Source organism: Leadbetterella byssophila DSM 17132 (assembly GCF_000166395.1).
Taxonomy (GTDB): Bacteria; Bacteroidota; Bacteroidia; order Cytophagales; family Spirosomataceae; genus Leadbetterella; species Leadbetterella byssophila.
Genome location: NC_014655.1, coordinates 4,038,134 through 4,059,653, shown reverse-complemented (window position 1 = coordinate 4,059,653; position 21,520 = coordinate 4,038,134). Strand labels below are relative to the sequence as shown.

Sequence of the window (21,520 nt, the reverse complement as noted above, 5' to 3'; positions counted from 1 at the left end):
TTTGAGCACTCAATTTAGAAAAAAAAGTTGATCCTCCAAATTAAAATTGAGTACTTGAGGGCTTATCTTTGAAGTAAAATTGACTAATCTTATTTCTTATCCGTGAAAGCCCTTCAGAACTATGTTCCATCTATCCTATTGTTTGTTGTACTTTTTTTAGTTCAACGTACATCATGGGCAGAATACCTTCCGGAAAGAGTATGGTATATCTTTTTGTTCTTTGTGGCTTTGGACATTTTGGTCCAAAAACTAACTAAGATGGGTTTTGAACAGGAGAATTTTATAAATTTTTACCTGGCATCCGTGGTTATACGTATGGTCCTGATCCTCATTTTCGTGGGTGTATTCCTCTACATGTACCCTGAAAACAGAAAAGCCATTCTCCTTACTACAGTTGTATTTTATTTATTTTTCACAACCTTTGAAATTTCATTTTTGCTTCGTAAATTGCGCCGTTTTTAAAACGGCCTTGTGGCAAAACTTTGATTATTAAACACTTCAATATGCTTAGGTATCTATCCAGCTTAGTATTTTCGGTATTCATTTTTTGTGCCACTGCGGCTTTTGCTTCAGACAATGAAGCCTCTCATGGTGAGGAAGAAAGCTTTGACATTGCAGGAATGATCATGCACCATATAGGGGACGAGCACGGTTATGAAATCACTCACGGATTAAAGATTCCTCTTCCTGTAATCCTATATTCTAAAGAAGACGGTTTACAAATATTCTCGTCTAGCCGCTTAGAAGATGGACAAGTTTATAATGGGTACAAAAGTGAGCATGGACACATCGTTAAAGTAAACGCTGACGGTTCTGTGAACGAAAACGTACATCCTTTTGACATTTCTATCACTAAGAATGTGGCTACCATGTTATTGAGCTCATTCTTATTGATCCTAATCTTTACTAGTGTTGCTAAAGGATATGCAGTAAACAAAGGAAAAGCTCCAAAAGGCATACAATCTCTTCTAGAGCCGATCATCGTATTCTTAAGAGATGATATAATCAAGCCGGCTATTGGACATAACTACGGTAAATACTTCCCATATTTATTAACTTTGTTCTTCTTTATATTGATTAACAATATTTTAGGTCTATTCCCTGCAGGCCCAAACCTTACCGGTAACATTGCCGTAACTATGGTTCTTGCAGTAATTACCTTCCTTATTGTTAACATATCCGCTAACAAATACTACTGGAAGCACGTATTCCTACCTGATACTCCGGTTTGGATGTACATTATTATGATTCCTGTAGAATTAGTGGGAGTATTGATGAAACCTATGTCATTGATGATTCGTCTTTTTGCGAACATTACTGCTGGTCACATCATTATGTTGAGTTTATATGGTCTAATCTTCATATTCAAAAGCTACCTAATAGGTGGTGCAGTTGGAGGATTTGCCTTGTTCATGAGCTTTATCGAATTATTGGTAGCTTTCGTACAAGCATTGATCTTCACCCTACTTACTTCCATGTATATAGGATCTGCAGTTGAAGAACACCACTAAGATATTCCTCTTTAATCCCTATAAAGAGGCTATTAAACACCATTCTTTCTGAGGGGGAAGGAAAAAATAACTAAAATTATGTCTTTATTAAGCATTATTTTACAAGCAGTAGCAGAGTCTGGTTCAGGTCTTATTGCTTTAGGTGCAGGTTTAGGAGCTGGTTTAGCGGCTATCGGTGCTGGTCTTGGTATCGGTAAAATCGGTGGTAGCGCTATGGAAGGTGTGGCTCGTCAGCCAGAAGCTTCCGGCAAAATCCAAACTATGATGATCATCATCGCTGCCCTAATCGAAGCCGTGGCTCTATTTGCAGCTGTAATCTGTCTTCTTATCTCTTTCAACATCTAAGAGGACCCCTTCCCAACATTATTCGCATTAGGCGTTAATGTTGGGAAACTTTTCATTGAAAATTATTAATACAATATAAAATGGTACTTTTAAATAGCGCATTATTAAATCCCAATCCCGGTCTAGTGATCTGGCAATTGATCGTTTTTGGTATCCTTGTATTTATCCTTAGAAAGTTTGCGTGGACGCCCATCATTAACGGTCTAAAAGAAAGAGAGGGAGAGATTGAAGGTGCCCTTAAAATGGCGGAAGAAACACGTGCTGAAATGGCTAAGTTGAAAGCTGATAACGATAAGTTAGTAGCTGAAGCACGTAGAGAAAGAGATGAGATCGTTAAAGAAGCTAAAGAAGCCGCTAACCGTCTTATCGCTGAAGCTAAAGCTGACGCCCAAACTCAGAGTGCTAAAATCTTAGAAGATGCTCGTGCCACTATCGCTCATGAAAAAGAAGTAATGATCGCTAGCGTGAAACAAGACGTAGCAAATCTATCTATTGAAATCGCTGAAAAAATACTTCGTAAAGAATTGTCAGATAAGGCTGCTCAGCAATCTTATGTTAGTGCATTAGTAGCTGACGCAAAACTTAATTAAAAGATATGAACCTTTCGCTTATAGGAAATCGTTATGCAAAAGCTTTGATCTCCCTGGCTAATGAGCAAGGGAAGTTAGAAGAAGTGTATAATGACATGAAATTCTTCGAGACTGTTTGCTCTGAAAATGACGAATTCCGTAAAATCATGGCAAACCCAATCGTTCGTCACGAAAAAAAATACGGTATTTTGAAAAAAATTTTCGAAAATCGTGTGACGGATGTGACTTTCTCGATTTTTAGCGTCTTAACTAAAAAGAATCGCGAACAACTACTGTATCCTATTGCTCAAGAGTTTCACAAATTGTACGATGAGCAGAAAGGAATTCAGAAAGTTGAAATCTCTACTCCGGTAGCTCTGACAGAAGATCAAAAAGCTGAATTCAGCAAAGTTGTTGCAGAGTCGCTTAACAAAACCGTTGATCTTTCAGAGAAGATTGACGAAAGCCTAATCGGAGGGTATGTATTAACCATAGGTGACACTCAGATTGACACCTCAGTTAAAAACAAGCTCAATGAGTTGAAGAGAGCGATGGCTTCGTAAATTATGCATTAGTTTTCATGGCTATAAAGTTGAGAAATGCCTTCGATCTTTCGAAGGTTTTTTCTTTTTATACCCTCTAGCTAATGCCGCCATTTTCTCCACCGTCCAATACCTTCATTTTATACAAAAAAAAAAAGGGCTAATAGAGTGCCCCCAAATAGTTAGACACTAATTGGGGGCATTATTATGAGCAGAAAGTAAAATTTGATTCAACACACCCTTCTCCTCATTTCCATTGCTCCTGCAATTTTTCAGCTTTTTCAAGCACTTCAGCGCGCTTCTCCCTTTCTTTCTTCAGCTGCATTGGCCTTAACCACACCCAGTTTATTATAATCCAGATGATGGTTATCCCATAGGCAATACCCCCTCCCAAAAGCCCCAACTTTACAGCGTATTCCCACATATACAGCGCTATACCCAGGCCTAATAATACGGTATAGGCTTCAAGAACTTGGGTGCTTAAGAATTCCTCTCTTTTCTGCACTTCTCTTAATTTTTCTACATAACTCTTGCTGTCATGATCCAAGGATAGATATAGTTTAAGTATGCCACTGTGTACTAAAAGAAAGAGAAAAATGGAACTCAAAATTAATCCCAAACCCACGTAAGTACTCTTAGATTCAGGCTTAATAAAATAAGCGATACAGACGATAAATACGAAGGTCAAACCCAAAAGCAAATTAGTCCAAATGAATTTCCATTTTCTACCTTTTTTATACTTATTGGCAAGCTTCCGAAATTCTTCGATATCGAATGCCGGCACTTGCTGTGCTTGCCATAGTTTATTCAAATCCATGCTGTCTAAATTTTTGATTTAAAATATCTTTAATTCGGTGAACACGAACGCGCACATTGCCTTCTGACAAGCCGGTTATTCTGGCTATTTCTGCCTGCGGTAAGGCCTCTAATTCCATACTTATGATCAGCCTGTCTACTTCCTTCAACTCCTGAATAAAGCGGTGAAGCAGGACCACTTTCTCGTCCTCGGACCTAACTTCCTCTTGATAATCTCCCACTAGGGAAGCATAAACTGGTTTTTTAACATGCTTCAAACAGAGGTTTGCAGCTATCCTAAAAATCCATGTTCCTATAGAAGCCTCTCCCCGAAACCGTGGTAAGTTTTCATACACGGCTAAAAAGGTTTCTTGCGCTAAGTCCTTACCGTCCTCTCCGGCATACCCCCTACATAAGCGGTATACCTTCTGCCAGTAAAGACTATATATCTCTTCAAAACAATCTATCGAAGCCATGCTGTAAGTAGTTCTATAAATTCCTCCTGCGCATCCAGGTAAAGGGTGTGGGAACAATTATTTAACAGCACGAAACCTCCGGAACTGTAGGTGGCTATTTTTGACAATTGTGCCTCATCAAATAGGCCGTCATCCTTTCCATAAATTCCAAACACGGGAATCTTCTGAAGTTTAGGGAAATCTTGGTACAACTTCATTAAAGTATATTTTTCATTGCTTACAAAGCCCATGGAGGGTTGGTACATGGTCTTGTATTTTGTAGCAGCTTGTTTTTCCATATATGATTTTACACTGGGGTCACTGTAAAAAGCGGCGTGACGTGCTTTTCCTTCTTCTGACAGGGTGGGTGAAGTATAGACTCCGTTCTGCATGGCTAACATAAAGGTCCCGGAACTGTAATAGATGGAGGCGGAATCCTGCTTCAGAACAAAAGCCAGCTGAGCTTTAGCTGCAGAGTCGCCCTTTACAGCTACCCGCTGATGCACTGCCCTAAGGCTGGCTTGCAGATCTATGGGGGCTGCCGCCAAGACGATGCGCTTGACTTTCTCTGGACGTGCCACGGCATATTTTATAGCCAGCATCCCACCAAAGCTGTGCCCTATTAGATTTACACTTTTAATACCGTAAGCTCCGCACAAGGAATCAATGTCACTAAAGGTTTGCTCCAAGGTATACTTAGCATCATCCGTATCTGACCTTCCCTCACCGCGTCTGTCATAAAGTACTACATAGTATCCTTTTTCAGAAAGTGCCTTCGCGGTACTCACTTCAAAGTCTATAGCACTCCCACCCGGACCACCGTGTAGAAAAAGTATGGGCTCAGCCTTGGGATCACCAAAGGCTTTGTGGTATATGGATTGAGCTTTTACCCCGAAACCAAGTAGGAGAAATACTAAAATTTTATTCATTTTCTGTGTTTTTTTCCTTTAGAGCTAGGAACACAGAAAATGTTACAGTCAACTTAAATATTTCCTAAAAAATGTTACCGTACGGTCCCACGCTAGTGCAGCAGCCGCCTTATCAAACCTCGGAGTAGTGTCATTATGGAAACCGTGATTAGTATTTGGATAGAAGTATGCCGTAAATTCCTTTTTATTCTCTTTCAAAGCTTTCTCATAGGCTTCCCAACCTTTGTTCACATTTGTATCTAATTCAGCAAAATGCAATAATAAAGGAGCTTTGATATTCGGTACTTCTTCCACAGGGGCTTGACCACCGTAAAAAGGAACCGCTGCATTCAAGAAGGGCACTCTGGCAGCCATCATATTTGAGATCCAGCCTCCGAAACAGAATCCTACCACCCCCACTTTACCATTACTCAAGGGTTTCAGGTACTCTGCCGCAGCAATAAAATCCTCTAACATCTCCTCCCTCTTTCTTTTTGCTTGCATCTCTCTTCCCTCGTCATCATTGCCCGGATATCCTCCTAAAGGACTCAAAGCATCTGGGGATAAGCTAATAAATCCAGCTAAAGCCGCTCTTCTGCCTACATCAGCTATATGAGGATTTAAACCTCTGTTCTCATGCACCACTACCACTCCACCTAGCTTTCCTTTCGCTTCCTTTGGTTTACACAACAAAGCTTTGATCTTGCCTCCCCCCTTTGGAGAAGGATACTCCACCCACTCCTGTGTAATTCTTGGATCATCCTCCTTAACTTGTATAGCCGTCTTATAATTGGGACTCAAAAAACTCATCAATGCCGCCACTGTAGTTCCTCCTACCGCATAAGCAGATAATTTTTGCATGAAATCTGAACGGGATAAACGATTATGCGCATAATCATTATAAAGCTCAAGCAGCTCCTGTTTTACTTTGGGGTCATTCATAGCATTAGGTTGTATAATGAAAGTTAAGAAAAAAAACTGAGATTACCAAAAGAAATTTTATCAAAGTACTTGACCATCATTCCCAAACAAAATGGTACATTTGCAATATGAGAAAGGTAATGTCTTTACTTCTTCTGGGGATTTATTTGTTTTCAAATGTGGAATTTTGCCAACTTTTGAAAATGCCCCTGTTAGTGGAACATTACCAGGAATATGTACAAATGGGAGAAGGTGACCTGATAGATTTCCTGATACACCATTACGGTGGCCACGAAATGGATGGTGACTGGGACACTGACATGCAACTTCCATTTATGAAATTAGCGTCTGATCTCTCAGTGGCTTATTACATCCCAAAATTCCAAATCCAGCTCCCCACTCCACAAGAAATTATTCTTAACCAATCCTTAGGAAGAAGCAAAACCATCAGCTTTATACCTTCCTATTGCGCACAAATCCTTCAACCCCCTCGCATAGCTTAAGAAACTGATGATTTAAAGGGCCTACTGGACCCATGTTCTCACTTTCAGTCTCTATTAAGCATGTTAAATTCTATTATCCGCTTTTCCCTGCGGAACAAATTCCTTATAGGCATAGGAACCCTTTGCCTATTAGTATTAGGTATTTACGAGACGTACAAATTACCTATAGATGCCCAACCTGACATCACGAATAATCAGGTACAAGTTATAACCGTAGCCCCCTCTTTCAGTGCTGCAGATATTGAAAGATGGGTGACCATCCCTATTGAACAGGCCAACAGTAACATACCTGGTTTAGAAGAGATCAGGAGTTTTAACCGCTTTGGCCTTTCTCTAGTAACCCTGGTCTTCACAGACGATACAGATATTTACTGGGCAAGAACCCAGGTCACCGAAAGACTCTCAAGAATCGAAGACCAAATCCCGGAAGGATTAGGTAAACCGGAACTTGGACCCATCTCCTCCGGCCTCGGAGAGATCTTTCAATATGTAGTACGTGCCAAAAAAGGATACGAACACAGGTACGGTCCCACTGAACTGCGTACCATACAGGACTGGGTCATCAGGAGACAACTCCTCGGCACTCCCGGCGTGGCTGAAGTCAGCAGCTTCGGAGGTAAATTAAAACAGTACGAGATTGCTATTTCTCCTAGCCGACTTCAAGCTTTCCAGCTCAGCATACAGGACATCTTCCAAGCATTGGAAAATAATAACCAGAACACCGGAGGAGCTTATATAGAAAAAGCAGAGACCGTCCTTTTTATTCGTTCTGAAGGGATGGTATCCCACATAAAGGATTTGGAGAACCTTCCCGTTAAATACTCTGGCGCAGGAAGTCCCATACTCTTAAAAGACATTGCGGAAATCAAAATAGGTCATGCCACCAGATACGGAGCCATGACCTACAACGATGAAGGCGAAGTTTCCGGGGCAATTGTGATGATGCTAAAAGGAGAGAATGCAAATGCGGTCATCAAGAACATCAAGGCCAGGATAAAGGAAATTGAGAAGGACATTCCGGAAGGTGTAGTCATAGAACCTTTCTTAGATAGAGCGAAACTGGTCAACAATACCATAAGCACTATTGAAACCAATCTTGCAGAAGGAGCCTTGATTGTAGTCTTTATTTTGGTCCTCTTTCTAGGAAATTATCGCGCAGGACTACTCGTAGCATCCGTAATCCCCCTATCCATGCTTTTCGCCATCATTCTAATGAATCTGTTTGGGATAGGTGGGAATCTAATGAGCCTAGGAGCTTTGGACTTCGGATTGATAGTGGATGGTGCGGTGATAATTGTAGAAGCCGTACTCCATCAAATGAATAAACGTGGGGATGAAGAAAAAGACAAACAAGTCTTCAACTCTGCTAGTAAGATGGTAAATAGTGCCGTTTTCGGGCAGATCATCATTTTAGTAGTATATCTTCCCATCTTCACCCTGAAGGGTATAGAAGGGAAAATGTTTATACCCATGGCACAAACTGTGGCATTTGCACTAATAGGCGCTTTTATTCTCTCCCTTACCTACATCCCTGCCATGAGTGCCCTAGTGCTTAAACCTACACCTACTGGAAGTCTATCGGATCGTATGATGCACAAAATAGAGGCTGTCCATCATAATGCCCTACAAAAGGCCTTAAAACACGGAAATTCTATCCTGTTAGTTGTATTTCTCCTCTTTGCAGGAGCCGTATTTGCACTAAGTCGACTAGGTGGAGAATTTATACCTACACTAGAAGAAGGTGATTTTGCAGTAGAAATGCGCATACTACCGGGAAGTAATATTCAAACCACCATTAATGAGACGAACAAAGCTGCAAAAATACTTAAGGAACAATTCCCTGAGGTAGAAAAAGTAGTGACCAAAATAGGTAGTGCAGAAATTCCTACGGAACCCATGCCTATGGATGCCGGTGATATGATCGTCTCCCTTAAACCTAAAAAGGAATGGACCAGTGCTAGTAGCTTTCCTGAACTATCTGAAAAAATGAGTAAGGCCCTAAGCGCTATTCCGGGCCTTAGTACCGGATTCCAATTCCCTGTACAAATGCGCTTTAATGAATTAATGACGGGAGCCAGACAAGATGTGGTATGTAAGATCTTCGGGGAAAATCTGGATGAGTTAAACCGATACGCAAACCTTTTGTCCAAAGAAATCCAAAAAGTGAAAGGAGCGGAAGATCTCTATATAGAACCGCTCATAGGTGCTCCTCAATTGGTTATCTCCTATGACCGACAAGCCTTAAGTAGATACAAATTAAGTGTATCAGAAGTCAATAAAGTAGTCAATAGCGCTTTTGCGGGACAACATGCCGGAGTATTCTATGAAGGCGAAAGAAGATTCGATATAGTAGTTAGACTAGCCAGCGAAGAGAGAAAAGAAGTACAAGATATTAAAAACCTCCTTGTACCCACAGCATTGGGCATGCAGGTACCTCTTCATCAACTCGCCAATATAGCATACAAAAGCAGTCCTAATCAGATTCAAAGGGAAAACACCCGTAGAAGAATCATTGTTGGCTTCAACGTCAGAGGAAGAGACGTGCAAAGTGTAGTTAATGAACTTCAAGATAAAGTGAGTAAGAATCTCCATTTAGGAACCGGATATAAAATCACATATGGAGGTACATTCGAAAACCTGAATGAAGCGCGCACTAGATTGGGTCTTGCCGTACCTGTATCCTTAGTATTAATCTTCTTCCTTTTGTATCTATCCTTTAAATCCTTTAGATACAGTCTATTAATCTATACTGCTATTCCCCTGTCCGCTACAGGAGGAGTTTATTTCCTGGCCCTAAGAGGAATGCCATTCAGTATAAGTGCTGGTATAGGATTTATTGCCCTATTTGGTGTAGCGGTTTTGAACGGGATTGTACTCGTAGCTGAATATAATAGAATAAGAAAACCTAAGACAGCTGAAGAAACGGTATTAGACGGCACGCGCGTCCGTCTGCGACCGGTCCTAATGACTGCGTTAGTAGCCTCATTAGGTTTCTTACCTATGGCTCTAAGTAAGGGTTCAGGAGCCGAAGTTCAAAAACCATTGGCCACAGTAGTCATTGGTGGATTACTCTTTGCCACCTTCCTGACCTTATTCGTCTTGCCTATATTGTATGTCAAAATTGAACATTGGAAGAAGTTGAGTCCTGTAACAACCTTACTATTCCTATTCTTTGTACCAAATGTACAAGCACAAATCAGCAGGGAAGAAGTGATAAAAGAAGCCCTGATATCAAATCCTTATCTGCAATCCTCTGCTTTAGACATCCAGCATAAAAGTAAATTAGCCGAAGCCTACAATGAACCTTATGCCACTCAGTTCACTGCGGAGTATGGCAAGTATAACGGTTTGAAGAACGACAGAAATCTTGGAGTTTCACAAAGATTTAAACTACCTGTAGTACATCAAACGAGGAAGCAACTGCTGGAAAGTGGCGTAATTCTGTCGCAAAGGAAAGCTGAACTAACCCAAGCTCAAATAGTAAAGGAAATAAACTTGGTTTTCCAAAACCACCTGGTTTTGGAAGCGCAGCAAAAATTATTTCAAAAGTCAGATAGCTTATACGAAAACTTAGAGCGATTTCTTCAAGAACAATTAATGCAGGGAGAGATGGATCCTGCTGAGGGAAATTCATTCTTGCTCCTCCGACAAGAAATCAGGCAATTGCTGCATGAAATTGAAAGTGAAAAAAATCAAGCTCAATTAGAACTGCAATGGCTTGTACCTACACTGGGAACGATAAAACCTGAAGGTGATCTTAAGCTGCCTTTGCCGGCATTGATGTATGAAGGTTCTCATCTTGAACTTGCTGCATTAGATCAGGAGATAGCCATATCCAAAAGTTCTATCCAAATGGAGAAAAATGCACTTCTACCGGAATTTAGCCTGGGATACGCTAATCAAACCCTAAAAGATTTAGGTTCCGGCACATTTTCTTCCATTCAAGCTACCATAGAAATACCCATCTTTCGCCAATCTCAGAAAAAAAGAATTGAAGCTGCGGGGATACAAACCCAAATGATAGAATACCAGAAGCAAATCAGAACTACGCAGATTCAAAAGGAAATAGCACTTGAAAGCCAAAGGTGCCACTCTCTGGACAAGACCTTATTAGAGATAGAAAACATCTACCTCCCTAAGGCAGAAGATTTGGAGAAAATGATATTTAATAAGCTCAAATGGGGTGAAATCTCCTTTCAGGAATATGTCATTATGCATAGACAAATCCTGGATCTTAGACGAAACTATTTTCAGACTTTGATTCAAAGGAATCAAAGTGCTAGCCAACTTATTTTCTTAAACACTAATTCATGAGAAATTACTTATTTATATTCATAGTATTCTTTCTTAGCTGTAAACAGAAAGAAGAAAAGGAAATGCAAGTAGAAACTTCCTCGAAAGATACTATTATCTTAACCGAGGATCAGTTACAACATCTTACCCTAAGCACTACTAGCTTAAGTCTTCAAAAAATAGATGTCAGTCAAAGCCTATCCGGAAAAGTAGTAGCAAATGCTGCAGATTATGTTTCCATTTCTGCTCCTGCGGGGGGATTTGTGAAGAAAATCAATTTCTTACCAGGCCAAAGGTTCCAAAAGGGGCAAATCCTAGTTATCCTGGAAGATGTTTCCTATATACAGATTCAAGAGGATTTCCTTAAGAATAAGGTACAATTGAAAACGAATCAATTAACTTATGATAGACAAAAAGAACTTTATGCGCAGAAATCTACTTCAGAGAAAGTCCTGCAAGCAGCTGAAAGTGAATACCAATCCAGCCTAGTACTACATAGAAGCCTGTCTGAAAAGATGAGGTTCATTGGATTAAATCCGGAAACTTTCACTTCGGAAAAGATCACGAGGACCGTAGAGATTCGAGCGCCGTTCACAGGAATAATCAACAAAGTTTTGAGCAATACAGGTAAATTTCTCAGTCCCTCTGAGCCGATATTTGAGGTTATCAACCCTCAAGGATTCTTATTGGAGATCAAAGCCTTCGAAAGAGACCTTCCCTATGTAAAAGTAGGCCAAACCATAGAATATCATACTCTGACGCAAAAGGCATCCAGCGACAAGGCAAGAATCATTAGCATAGGGAGCATGGTGAATGAAGACGGAACCATACCTATTTTTGCCCAACCTTTCCAAAAAACTGATTTGGCCTTAGGCGCGTTTGTTCAAACCCTTGTGCATACAGAAAACAGAGAAGTAGAGGTTCTTCCTACCACAGCCATTCAAAATTTCGAAAACAAATGGTATGTGTTCATTGAACATCAAAAAGGCACTTATGAGATGGTTGAAGTGGAAATTGGCCAACAAGACGCTACCTATACTGAAATCAAAAATGCCTCAAGGCTACAAAGTTACACCATAGTCAATAAAGGTGCTTACCAATTACTTATGGGATTAAAAAACACTGCTGATCAAGAATAATATTTGGCGGGGTAAAAATAAAACACCTATATTTACCCCGCTAATGAAATTCATCACACTCATACTAAGCCTTTTGGTCATGGCACTTACCTTAGTACCATGCAGTGACACTCCTTGTGATACTGAAAAGACGCATACCCATGAGCAGCATGATGATCAGTGTACCCCATTCTGCACTTGTGTTTGTTGCGGTGCACAATCCCAAGTACCCCAATATCCCTTTACTTATTCCCATTCACCTATAATCACCTATATTTCTCTTTCATTGCCTCAGTATAATTCTACTTATACTCCGGGCTTCCATCATTCCATCTGGCAACCTCCCAAGATTTAAGGTCATACTTCTTTTTGTATCACCTTAAAATCTTAATACTGTGTTAAATACTATCATAAAATTTAGTATTCAGAACAAGGTATTTATAGCCTTCATGACCCTATTGTGGATCATTTGGGGCATATGGAGCGCTACAAAGCTCCCTATAGATGCCGTTCCTGATATTACGAATAATCAAGTTCAAATATATACCCACTGCCCCACATTGGCTACCCAAGAAGTGGAGCAGATGGTCACCTTTCCCATAGAACAGAGCATTGCTAACGTTCCGGATATCCTTGAAGTGAGAAGTATCTCTCGATTTGGACTCTCCGTTATCACTGTGGTATTCAAGGATGAAGTAGATATCTACTTTGCCAGACAGCTCCTACTAGAGCGCTTACAAGAAGCCAAAGATGATATACCTTCAGAAATCGGCCGGCCTGAATTAGCGCCTGTTAGCACAGGCCTGGGAGAGGTCTTTCAATACCTTCTACATCCAAAACCCGGAAGCGAAGGAAAATACGATGCCAAAGAACTCAGAACCCTACAGGACTGGGTAGTTGCTCGCCAACTGGCCGGTACTCCCGGCATTGCTGAAGTCAACAGCTTTGGAGGCGAACTTAAACAATACGAGGTGGCCATAAATCCTGATCGCATCCGAGCCATGGGCGTAAGCATACCGGATATTTTCCAGGCATTAGAATCCAATAATGAAAATACAGGAGGAGCATACATAGATAAACGTCCTAATGCCTACTTCATTCGAAGCGTAGGTATCGTTAAATCTATTGAGGACATCATGCAAATTCCCGTTAAGACCGTGAATGGCCTACCTCTATTAATCAAGGATGTTGCTGAAGTTAGATACGGCGCGGCCATTCGATACGGAGCATTAACCTATAATGGTGAGGTAGATGCCGTAGGAGGAGTTGTCATGATGCTGAAAGGACAAAACAGCCACGAAGTGGTACAAAGGATAAAAGCCAAATTGCCTCAAATTCAGAAATCCTTGCCTGATGACGTCATCATTGAAGCCTACCTGGATAGAACAGACCTAGTTGGGAGAGCCATACAGACCGTAGAAAAGAACCTCATAGAAGGCGCACTGATAGTGATATTTGTGCTGGTTCTGTTTTTGGGAAATCTAAGAGCAGGACTTATAGTAGCCTCCGCCATCCCCTTATCCCTGCTTTTTGCCTTAGGCATGATGCGGATATTTGGAATAAGTGCTAATCTAATGAGTTTAGGAGCTATTGACTTTGGACTAATCGTAGACGGGGCAGTGATAGTGGTGGAAGCCACCCTGCACCACTTGGGTGTACGCCAGTTAACCCAAAAAGAAATGGATGAAGAAGTGTATAAAGCATCGTCCAAAATTCGAAAGTCGGCAGCCTTTGGAGAGGTCATCATTTTGCTAGTCTATCTGCCCATTCTGACCTTAACGGGAATTGAAGGGAAGATGTTTGCACCCATGGCTAAGACAGTAGCATTTGCCATACTGGGAGCCTTGATACTGTCCATGACGTATATCCCCATGATGTGCGCCTGGTTTTTACCGAAAAATCCCAAAGCACAGCAATCCATCAGTGATCGTATGATGACGAAGCTAAGGAATCTTTACGAACCTCTATTACATAGAACTCTGACCTGGAGAAAGGGAGTAATAAGTATTGCCGTATTACTCTTTATCGGATCCATTCTTCTTTTCCAGAGACTAGGAGGAGAATTTATCCCTCAATTACGCGAAGGAGACTACGCCTTTCACTGTATTCTCCCTCCTGGAAGTTCTTTGGAACAAAGTATAGAAACATCCATGCAGGCATCTCGCCTCCTTAAAGAGATGAAGGAAGTGAAAATGGTCATAGGAAAAACGGGATCTGCGGAGGTACCTACTGATCCTATGCCTCCTGAAGCCACTGATCTTATGGTGATCCTTCATCCTAATCTGGAAAAGTCCTATGAACAGGTAGGGAATGAGATGCAAGAAAGGTTAGAACAGATTCCCGGAGTCTATTTCGAAAAAAACCAACCCATACAGATGAGATTTAATGAATTGATGACCGGCATACGTCAAGACGTGGCCGTCAAGATCTTTGGAGAGAATCTGGACACCTTACGGAATTTAGGGGAACAAGCAAAGGCACTGATTTCGACCATTCCTGGAAGTAAAAATCCTCAATTAGAAAGAACAGAGGGATTGCCACAGATCCAGATTCTGTACGATAGAGCCAGGATGGCTGCCTACGGCATATCCATCAAAGAGGTTAATCAAATGGTCAGCACGGCATTTGCAGGAAAGACAGCAGGAGTTGTGTTTGAAAATGAAAGAAGATTTGATCTGGTAGTTCGATTGGACAGTGCACATAGAAAAGATCTGGAAGACGTGCAGAACCTCCTGATTCCTATTCCTTCCGGAGGCCAAATCCCTCTGAATCAGGTGGCGGAAGTAGCATACAAATCTGGCCCGGCTCAGGTCAGTAGGGAAATGGGAAAACGTAGGATTGTAATAGGTTTTAATGTAGATGGTAGAGACGTAAAGTCGGTAGTAAATGAAATACAAGAGGTATTGAATGAAAAGATGGTTCTCCCTCCCGGCTACTATTTCACTTATGGCGGACAGTTTGAGAATCTTGAACGGGCAAGCGCTAGACTAGGCTTAGTGGTGCCTCTGGCTTTGGGCATCATCCTCCTTCTTCTATTCTTTACGTTTAGATCCTGGGCATTGAGTATTATCATTTTTTCAGCTATACCTCTCAGCGCCATGGGCGGTGTGGCAGCTCTTGCCTTAAGAGGAATGCCTTTTAGTATAAGCGCAGGTATAGGCTTCATAGCTTTATTCGGGGTAGCCGTACTGAATGGAATAGTACTCCTGAGTACGTATCAACAATTGGAAAAAGAGGGAATAACAAATCCATATGAAAGAGTGATCAAAGGCTCCCTAGAAAGACTTCGACCTATCTTGATGACGGCTACAGTGGCCTCCCTAGGATTCTTGCCCATGGCACTGAGTACGGGAGCCGGAGCTGAAGTACAAAAGCCACTGGCTACTGTGGTCATAGGTGGACTAGTGAGTGCCACAGCTCTAAGTCTCCTTCTCCTACCCTGCCTGTACCTCCTCCGAATAAAAGCAAAGCCAAGACTTACAATAGTTCTAAGTCTGCTTCTTCCTGCTTCACTCTTTGCCCAGGAAAGAAAGACTGAAAAGGAAGTCCTAGACTTGGCCATAGAAAGGAACGCGCAAGTATATCTCTTAAAGAAAGAAAAAGCTTCTCTCCTAAGCGCCTCTGGAAAAGAATGGAACAAAACCGGGTTCTTTGTGGAAAATGAAGACCTTCGCCCTTCTGACCGCCTTGGAATTTGGAAAATAGGTATTTCTCAAAATATAGCCTGGCCAAGCTATTACAAAGCTAGAAAATCCTATCTCGAAACCCTGGAAAAGACGGAGGATCTCAAGTTTCAACTATGGAAAAGAGAACTCGGCACAGAGGTTCGGACCGTATACTATACACTATGGTATTTGCAAGATAAATATAAGCTATACCAAAGATTAGATAGCTTATACCAAAATACCTCAAAAGCAACGGAACTCAGGGAGAGACAAGGTGAATCCGGCCGACTAGAAAGCATTTCTGCTCAGGCAAGGGCCCGAGAGATCAGTACCTTTAAAGATCAGCTAATACTTCAGATGAAAGAGGCTCAGGAACAGCTGAAAGTTTACATTCAAAGCATAATCCTCCCACCTGATCTTCCATTGGACAGTATCCCTATGTATATTTCCTTTAGCGATGCCCATCCCGAATTAGAAATATCTGCTCAAGAGATCAAGATCACTGAGGCCTTTGTGCAGCAGGAAGTAGAAGCACGAAAACCCGAATTCTCCGGTAGGATCTTCTCCCAGACCCTTTGGGGCGCTAAAGACCCCTTCTCCGGCTTTTCCATAAGTACACAAATACCTATAGGGAAAGGTTCTAAGAAGAGGATAGAGGCAGAGAAAATGGAGATTGCCATTCAGCAACAGAATTACCAACTCAAAGAGCGAAGGTTCATAGGAGAAATGCAGCAAGCAAAAACTGAGATGGAAAAGGCATTTTTAGTGGTTCAAAATCTTAGAAACATAGGACTAGAAGAAGCTGAATTCTTAGAAAGAACGGCTCTAAATCAGTACAAAGCCGGAGATATCAGTTACGCCACCTTAACCCAATACTTGGCTCAGGCAACCTCTATAAGACTCAATTACCTGGAAAACTTACATCTGTATAACCTAGCGGTGATTCGCTATCAATATTATTTATAAAATGAAAAGATTAGTGATCCTATTACTTCTTTCCGCATGCCAGAAGCCGGAAGTGAAAGAAACAGAAGAGGTACACGAAGCATTTGAAGCCAGACTGACAGATACCCAATTAGCCACTGCTAAGGTAGAATATGGTAAGATTGAAGAAAAAAACCTCACTTCCAGTCTACGCTTAAATGGGGTATTACGTGTACCTAATACCCACAAGGGTAGTATCTCAGCCTTATATGGAGGGGTAGTCAAGACACTGCTCATCGAAATGGGGGATCCTGTTAAAAAAGGCCAAATTATAGCCTACATAGAACATCCCGATTTAATTAAGCTTCAGGAGGAATACTTGATGTCCTCTGCCAGACTAGAACAAACAGAGGAAGAATTCAAACGCCAATTGCAATTAGTGGAAGGACAGGCTGGTGCGGTAAAAACACTGCAAGCATCCAAGAGTGAATACCTCGCCGCTAAAGCTAAATTCCAATCTTTGGAAGCACAAATAAACCTTTTGGGGCTTAGTGGTGTAAAAGAGGGAAAGATGTATGCCTCCCTACCAGTAAGAAGCCCCATCCATGGAACCATAAGCACCATTTATGCTAAAATGGGGGAGTTCTTAAATGTAGCAGCTCCCTTAGCTGATGTGGTAGATAACAATGCACTTCACTTAGACCTACAAGTTTTCGAAAAAGATCTCCATAAAATGAAAATCGGACAAAAGGTGAGGTTCACTTTGACAAATTTGCCCACAGAAGCCTATGATGCGGAAGTTTTTTCCATAGGTTCAAGTTTCGAGAATGATAGCAAAACCATAGCAGTACACTGCAAGGTTACCGGTCCTGTTAAAGGCTTGATTGATGGAATGAACGTGTCAGCCCGAGTGGAAACCAGTACAGATAACCAAAAAGCAGTACTTAATGATGCCATCGTGGAAGCAGAAGGAAAAACCTTTATAATCATCGAAGAAGAAAAAGGAGTTTTTGAAAGAGTGGAAGTGATAAAAGGAGTGACAGATCTGGGTTATACAGCTGTAATGCCGGTCAAAGACCTTGCAGAAAAAACCAGAATTGTAACCAAAGGGGCATACTTTGTACACGCGGCTATGGTTAAATCAGAAGGTCATACCCATTAATTTAATTCTTTTTGCAATAATGTTGCAGAAATAAACTAATTTTGCGAGGCTATTTCAAATCAGTATATGGAAATTCTCACTGCTGCCATCATCATAAGTCTGCTACACGCCTTAATTCCAAACCATTGGCTACCTATACTAGCTATAGGAAAAAAGAACAAATGGAGTATTGGCGAGGTGAGAGAAGTGACCTTTTTTACGGCATTGGCACATATAAGCAGCACCTTACTTATAGGCTTAGGCTTAGGATGGGCAGGAAATCATCTCACGGAATATGTGGAAGAAATCACGCATGGGATAGCTCCACTTATCCTGATCGTAATGGGATTAATATACATTTATCGTCATTATAAGCATAGACATTTCCACTTACATGGGGGGCCTATAAAGAACGATAGTAAGAAGGCAGTGATTATTTCCCTTTCCACGGCCATGTTTCTATCCCCTTGCATGGAGATAGAAGCCTTATTTTTAATGGCGGGAATACAATCCATTTTCCTACTTTTGCTAGTAGGTATGGTATACACAATCATTACTTTAGTGGGCATGGTTATCTTAGTACAGATCGCGTATAAAGGGATGAGAAAATTTGATTCTCATAAAATGGAGCATAATGCCGGAATCATTACCGGAGTCACTTTAGTACTGACAGGAATAGCCTCGTATTTTATTCATTGATATGAATACAGAAACGAAACTACTCAATAAAAACACCAAACCCACCAGTATGAGGATTTTGGTGTACAACTTTCTAAGTGCTCAAAAAGCCGCATTGTCCTTATCGGAAATCGAGCAAAACTTTGAGCACGCAGATAGAATTACCATTTATAGGACATTAAAAACTTTTGAAGAAAAGGGCATTGTGCATAGTATCCAAGAAAACAATACTACCAGGTACAAACTATGTGACGATGAGTGTTCGGATGAGATGCATAGTGACTGGCATATGCATTTCTATTGTAGAATTTGCAAACAAACCACTTGCAGAGAGGATATACCTATAAACATACCTACTTTAGGACTACTATTAGAAGAAGTCCAAATGATAGGGAAAGGTATCTGCGAGAACTGCCTTCAAACTTTGCAATAGCATTGCATTCCCTAAGCCCGTACCTTTGAATTATAGATCAATTATAATTATGGAAACGGCATGCTGCTCTACACACGAGCATAAACACGAAGAAGGAGCGATTCAACTATTCATACCCGCCATTCTATCTGCGGTCCTACTAGGTTTGGGATTAGCTTTAGACCATATTTGGAAACCCACTTTTTTTCAAGGTTACTCAAGGATGGCCCTGTATTTATTAGCTTATTTACCAGTAGGATTTCCCGTTTTGAAGAATGCGGTGAAGAGCATTCAACATGGAGATTTCTTTTCTGAATTCTTTCTGATGGGAATAGCCACACTGGGTGCCATAGCCATTGCAGAATATCCGGAAGCAGTGGCAGTAATGCTATTCTATGCAGTAGGTGAAGCTTTTCAGGAAATGGCTGTAAAAAAAGCCAAAGGAAATATCAAGTCTTTATTGGATCAAAGGCCAGATCAGGTCCACATACTAGTTAATGGTCAAACTCAAATCAAAAAAGCTAAAGATGTAAATCCAGGAGAGATCATACGCTTAAAACCCGGTGAGAAGGTCGCCCTGGACGGAGTTTTAATTTCAGAATCTGCAAGCTTTAATACTTCCGCTTTAACTGGGGAAAGTATTCCGGACTCAAAAAGGAAGGGGGAAGCAGTATTAGCAGGCATGATTAATTTACAGCAAACTGCAGAAATGGAAGTCAAAGCACTGTACGCAGACAGTAAATTGAGTAAGATCCTAGAATTAGTCCAAAATGCCTCATCTAAAAAAGCTCCTACTGAACTTTTTATCCGGAAATTTGCCAAAATCTATACACCGGTAGTGGTAGGTTTAGCAATACTAATCTGTTTACTTCCCTACTTTTGGGTAGAAAACTATGAATTCAAAGAATGGCTCTATAGGTCTTTAATCTTTTTGGTTATCTCTTGTCCCTGTGCATTGGTTATATCCATTCCTCTTGGGTATTTTGGAGGTATAGGTGCAGCGAGTAAGAATGGGATTTTGATTAAAGGGGGAAATTATTTGGACCTTTTAGCTAAAGTAGATCAAGTGGTCACAGATAAAACCGGCACCCTTACAGAAGGGAATTTTAGGGTACAGTCGGTGCGCCTGAAAAATCCAGAACTCCTCCCACTAATCAATGCCCTGGAAAGTTACAGTACTCATCCCGTAGCTTCTGCAATACAAAATCATGTGGGAAAGGTAGACCCTAGCATAATACTGGACAAAGTGGAGGAAATTCCTGGACACGGGCTAAAAGGTGTCTATGAAGGCAAATCCATTATCGTAGGTAATTTCAAGTTGCTTAACAAAGAAGGTATCTCCTATGATGATGATCCAAGCCAAATTCCCGGAACTTTGATTGCGTCAGCCTATGATGGCAAATACCTAGGATATATACAAATAGCTGATACTATAAAGAAAAGCTCCGCCAAGGCGGTTAAACTGCTACAAAAAGAAGGCGTAGTTGTTACCATGTTAAGTGGCGACAAAGAAAATGTAGTCCAGGAGGTAGCTAAAGAGTTACAGATAGATAAAGCATACGGAGGCCTACTTCCGGAAGACAAGGTGAATCATGTTCAAGAGATCAAGAGCAAATCAGGTATAGTTGCATTTGTTGGAGACGGTATCAATGATGCTCCGGTAGTGGCTTTGAGTGATATAGGCATAGCCATGGGTGGGTTAGGAAGTGATGCTACTATAGAGACGGCAGACGTAGTCATTCAAGATGATAATCCCCTAAAGCTTCCCATTGCCATTAAGATAGGTAAAATGACCAAGGGTATTGTTTGGCAAAATATCGGACTGGCATTTGGGGTAAAGGCCATAGTACTCATTCTAGGGGCGGGTGGAGTGGCCACCATGTGGGAGGCCGTATTTGCAGATGTAGGTGTGGCATTTTTGGCAATCTTGAATGCCATCAGAATTCAGAGAAAAAAGAGTTTTATATAACAAAAAAGCGAACCTAAGGTTCGCTTTTTCCATTTAAAACGGTTTGAAGATAATGTCTCTGTAATCTTCCATAGAATTTCGAATAACTTTATGAGCATGTTCTTTGCCGTATTCAAAGGCTATAGAACAAGTTTGAGGTTCATCAGGAAGATTCTTATAAGTCAAGAAGTAATGCTTGATTCTCTCTACTACCGCCCTAGGTAATTCAGTGATGTCATTGTACTGACCGTAGATTTGGTCTCCAACTAAAACGGAAATAATCTTATCATCTGCTTCGCCTTTATCTAATAAGCAAAATCCACCTATAGGACGAGATTGAAGGATGATGTTCCCACTAGTAATGTTATGACTTGAAAGTACACAGATATCTAATGGATCTCCGTCACCCTCTGTAACTGCAGCTCCATTTTCCTTAGCTAGGTCTGCTACTCTATTTCCACAATAGGTCTGAGGAATAAATCCATATAAGGCGGGTATTATATTGGAATATTTTTGTGGACGATCAATTTTTAAATATCCTGAATCTTTATCTATTTCGTATTTGATGGTATCAGATGGTACAATTTCAATAAATGTGGTCACTATTTCAGGAGCCTCTTTTCCAATCAATATCCCGTGCCAAGGATGTGCTTTATATACTGGTTTCATTCGCGATTTTTACTACGATTTTTTAAATAAACTTTATGAAAGAAAATAAATAAAAAGTAAAACTAAAAAAATAATTTTACTGTTAGCACGATATATAATCGCTAAGCTTTAAACATTATAGTT

The 21,520-nt window shown here is 40.9% G+C and carries 18 protein-coding genes; 13 read left to right on the top strand and 5 right to left on the bottom strand.

The genetic code is table 11. The features are described from left to right. The first annotated feature begins 503 nt into the window (after nt 1-503). From atpB to atpH, 4 genes are all read left to right on the top strand, one after another. Nucleotides 504-1,511, top strand: a complete 1,008-nt coding sequence (atpB, locus tag LBYS_RS18030) for a F0F1 ATP synthase subunit A (RefSeq protein WP_013410281.1) — start codon at nt 504-506, stop codon at nt 1,509-1,511. A 78-nt stretch (nt 1,512-1,589) separates the two neighbouring features. Beyond that, nucleotides 1,590-1,856 (top strand): ATP synthase F0 subunit C, encoded by a 267-nt coding sequence (gene atpE, locus LBYS_RS18025; protein ID WP_013410280.1) that lies wholly within the window; start codon nt 1,590-1,592, stop codon nt 1,854-1,856. Between the two features lie 80 nt (nt 1,857-1,936). Next, entirely contained in the window at nt 1,937-2,446 is a 510-nt protein-coding gene (atpF, locus tag LBYS_RS18020) for a F0F1 ATP synthase subunit B (protein ID WP_013410279.1), read from the top strand. A 5-nt stretch (nt 2,447-2,451) separates the two neighbouring features. After that, nucleotides 2,452-2,988, top strand: coding sequence for an ATP synthase F1 subunit delta (gene atpH / locus LBYS_RS18015; protein ID WP_013410278.1), 537 nt, complete (start codon nt 2,452-2,454; stop codon nt 2,986-2,988). A 226-nt stretch (nt 2,989-3,214) separates the two neighbouring features. On the opposite strand, the gene LBYS_RS18010 is transcribed toward atpH, so the two are convergent. Genes LBYS_RS18010 through LBYS_RS17995 form a run of 4 tightly spaced genes read right to left on the bottom strand, consistent with a single transcriptional unit; the run spans nt 3,215 to nt 6,067 of the window. After that, nucleotides 3,215-3,784 carry a hypothetical protein gene (locus tag LBYS_RS18010; protein ID WP_013410277.1) on the bottom strand — a complete coding sequence of 190 codons (570 nt, stop codon included), beginning with the start codon at nt 3,782-3,784 and terminating at the stop codon, nt 3,215-3,217. Next, a complete protein-coding gene (locus tag LBYS_RS18005; RefSeq protein ID WP_013410276.1) occupies nt 3,771-4,238 on the bottom strand; it encodes an RNA polymerase sigma factor in 468 nt (155 codons plus the stop codon). Before LBYS_RS18005 ends, LBYS_RS18010 begins: the two co-directional genes overlap by 14 nt. Next, the gene (locus LBYS_RS18000) at nt 4,226-5,146 is read right to left on the bottom strand and encodes an alpha/beta fold hydrolase (protein WP_013410275.1); all 921 of its coding nucleotides are present in this window, start codon (nt 5,144-5,146) and stop codon (nt 4,226-4,228) included. The genes LBYS_RS18005 and LBYS_RS18000 overlap by 13 nt, the downstream gene beginning before the upstream one ends. 48 nt (nt 5,147-5,194) lie before the next feature. After that, nucleotides 5,195-6,067, bottom strand: a complete 873-nt coding sequence (locus LBYS_RS17995; protein ID WP_013410274.1) for a dienelactone hydrolase family protein — start codon at nt 6,065-6,067, stop codon at nt 5,195-5,197. Between the two features lie 107 nt (nt 6,068-6,174). Between LBYS_RS17995 and LBYS_RS17990 the strand changes: the two genes are divergently transcribed. From LBYS_RS17990 to LBYS_RS17955, 9 genes are all read left to right on the top strand, one after another. Beyond that, complete coding sequence (locus LBYS_RS17990; protein WP_013410273.1) at nt 6,175-6,549, top strand: hypothetical protein; 375 nt, start codon at nt 6,175-6,177, stop codon at nt 6,547-6,549. A 60-nt stretch (nt 6,550-6,609) separates the two neighbouring features. Then, nucleotides 6,610-10,863, top strand: a complete 4,254-nt coding sequence (locus LBYS_RS17985) for a CusA/CzcA family heavy metal efflux RND transporter (protein WP_013410272.1) — start codon at nt 6,610-6,612, stop codon at nt 10,861-10,863. Then, nucleotides 10,860-11,981 carry an efflux RND transporter periplasmic adaptor subunit gene (locus LBYS_RS17980; protein ID WP_013410271.1) on the top strand — a complete coding sequence of 374 codons (1,122 nt, stop codon included), beginning with the start codon at nt 10,860-10,862 and terminating at the stop codon, nt 11,979-11,981. The genes LBYS_RS17985 and LBYS_RS17980 overlap by 4 nt, the downstream gene beginning before the upstream one ends. Before the next feature lie 43 nt (nt 11,982-12,024). Then, on the top strand, nt 12,025-12,315 hold the full coding sequence (locus tag LBYS_RS19205; protein WP_013410270.1) for a hypothetical protein: 291 nt from the start codon (nt 12,025-12,027) through the stop codon (nt 12,313-12,315). Between the two features lie 40 nt (nt 12,316-12,355). Then, a complete protein-coding gene (locus LBYS_RS17975; protein ID WP_013410269.1) occupies nt 12,356-16,591 on the top strand; it encodes a CusA/CzcA family heavy metal efflux RND transporter in 4,236 nt (1,411 codons plus the stop codon). Between the two features lies 1 nt (nt 16,592). Further along, complete coding sequence (locus tag LBYS_RS17970; RefSeq protein ID WP_013410268.1) at nt 16,593-17,711, top strand: efflux RND transporter periplasmic adaptor subunit; 1,119 nt, start codon at nt 16,593-16,595, stop codon at nt 17,709-17,711. A 66-nt stretch (nt 17,712-17,777) separates the two neighbouring features. Then, the gene (locus LBYS_RS17965; protein WP_013410267.1) at nt 17,778-18,389 is read left to right on the top strand and encodes an MntP/YtaF family protein; all 612 of its coding nucleotides are present in this window, start codon (nt 17,778-17,780) and stop codon (nt 18,387-18,389) included. Between the two features lies 1 nt (nt 18,390). Further along, the gene (locus tag LBYS_RS17960; protein ID WP_013410266.1) at nt 18,391-18,801 is read left to right on the top strand and encodes a Fur family transcriptional regulator; all 411 of its coding nucleotides are present in this window, start codon (nt 18,391-18,393) and stop codon (nt 18,799-18,801) included. Nucleotides 18,802-18,850: 49 nt separating this feature from the next. Further along, nucleotides 18,851-20,749, top strand: a complete 1,899-nt coding sequence (locus LBYS_RS17955; protein WP_013410265.1) for a heavy metal translocating P-type ATPase — start codon at nt 18,851-18,853, stop codon at nt 20,747-20,749. A 33-nt stretch (nt 20,750-20,782) separates the two neighbouring features. On the opposite strand, the gene LBYS_RS17950 is transcribed toward LBYS_RS17955, so the two are convergent. Then, a complete protein-coding gene (locus LBYS_RS17950) occupies nt 20,783-21,397 on the bottom strand; it encodes an inorganic pyrophosphatase (protein WP_013410264.1) in 615 nt (204 codons plus the stop codon). Nucleotides 21,398-21,520: the final 123 nt, after the last annotated feature.

Bases quoted from the DNA above. Each gene is read 5' to 3' on its own strand.
- LBYS_RS17995 (WP_013410274.1), bottom strand. From the start codon at position 6,067: ATGAATGACCCCAAAGTAAAACAGGAGCTGCTTGAGCTTTATAATGAT.
- LBYS_RS18010 (WP_013410277.1), bottom strand. From the start codon at position 3,784: ATGGATTTGAATAAACTATGGCAAGCACAGCAAGTGCCGGCATTCGAT.
- atpE (WP_013410280.1), top strand. From the start codon at position 1,590: ATGTCTTTATTAAGCATTATTTTACAAGCAGTAGCAGAGTCTGGTTCA.
- LBYS_RS17980 (WP_013410271.1), top strand. From the start codon at position 10,860: ATGAGAAATTACTTATTTATATTCATAGTATTCTTTCTTAGCTGTAAA.
- atpH (WP_013410278.1), top strand. From the start codon at position 2,452: ATGAACCTTTCGCTTATAGGAAATCGTTATGCAAAAGCTTTGATCTCC.
- LBYS_RS17950 (WP_013410264.1), bottom strand. From the start codon at position 21,397: ATGAAACCAGTATATAAAGCACATCCTTGGCACGGGATATTGATTGGA.
- LBYS_RS17970 (WP_013410268.1), top strand. From the start codon at position 16,593: ATGAAAAGATTAGTGATCCTATTACTTCTTTCCGCATGCCAGAAGCCG.
- LBYS_RS18000 (WP_013410275.1), bottom strand. From the start codon at position 5,146: ATGAATAAAATTTTAGTATTTCTCCTACTTGGTTTCGGGGTAAAAGCT.
- atpB (WP_013410281.1), top strand. From the start codon at position 504: ATGCTTAGGTATCTATCCAGCTTAGTATTTTCGGTATTCATTTTTTGT.
- LBYS_RS17955 (WP_013410265.1), top strand. From the start codon at position 18,851: ATGGAAACGGCATGCTGCTCTACACACGAGCATAAACACGAAGAAGGA.
- LBYS_RS17990 (WP_013410273.1), top strand. From the start codon at position 6,175: ATGAGAAAGGTAATGTCTTTACTTCTTCTGGGGATTTATTTGTTTTCA.
- LBYS_RS17965 (WP_013410267.1), top strand. From the start codon at position 17,778: ATGGAAATTCTCACTGCTGCCATCATCATAAGTCTGCTACACGCCTTA.
- atpF (WP_013410279.1), top strand. From the start codon at position 1,937: ATGGTACTTTTAAATAGCGCATTATTAAATCCCAATCCCGGTCTAGTG.
- LBYS_RS18005 (WP_013410276.1), bottom strand. From the start codon at position 4,238: ATGGCTTCGATAGATTGTTTTGAAGAGATATATAGTCTTTACTGGCAG.
- LBYS_RS17960 (WP_013410266.1), top strand. From the start codon at position 18,391: ATGAATACAGAAACGAAACTACTCAATAAAAACACCAAACCCACCAGT.
- LBYS_RS19205 (WP_013410270.1), top strand. From the start codon at position 12,025: ATGAAATTCATCACACTCATACTAAGCCTTTTGGTCATGGCACTTACC.
- LBYS_RS17985 (WP_013410272.1), top strand. From the start codon at position 6,610: ATGTTAAATTCTATTATCCGCTTTTCCCTGCGGAACAAATTCCTTATA.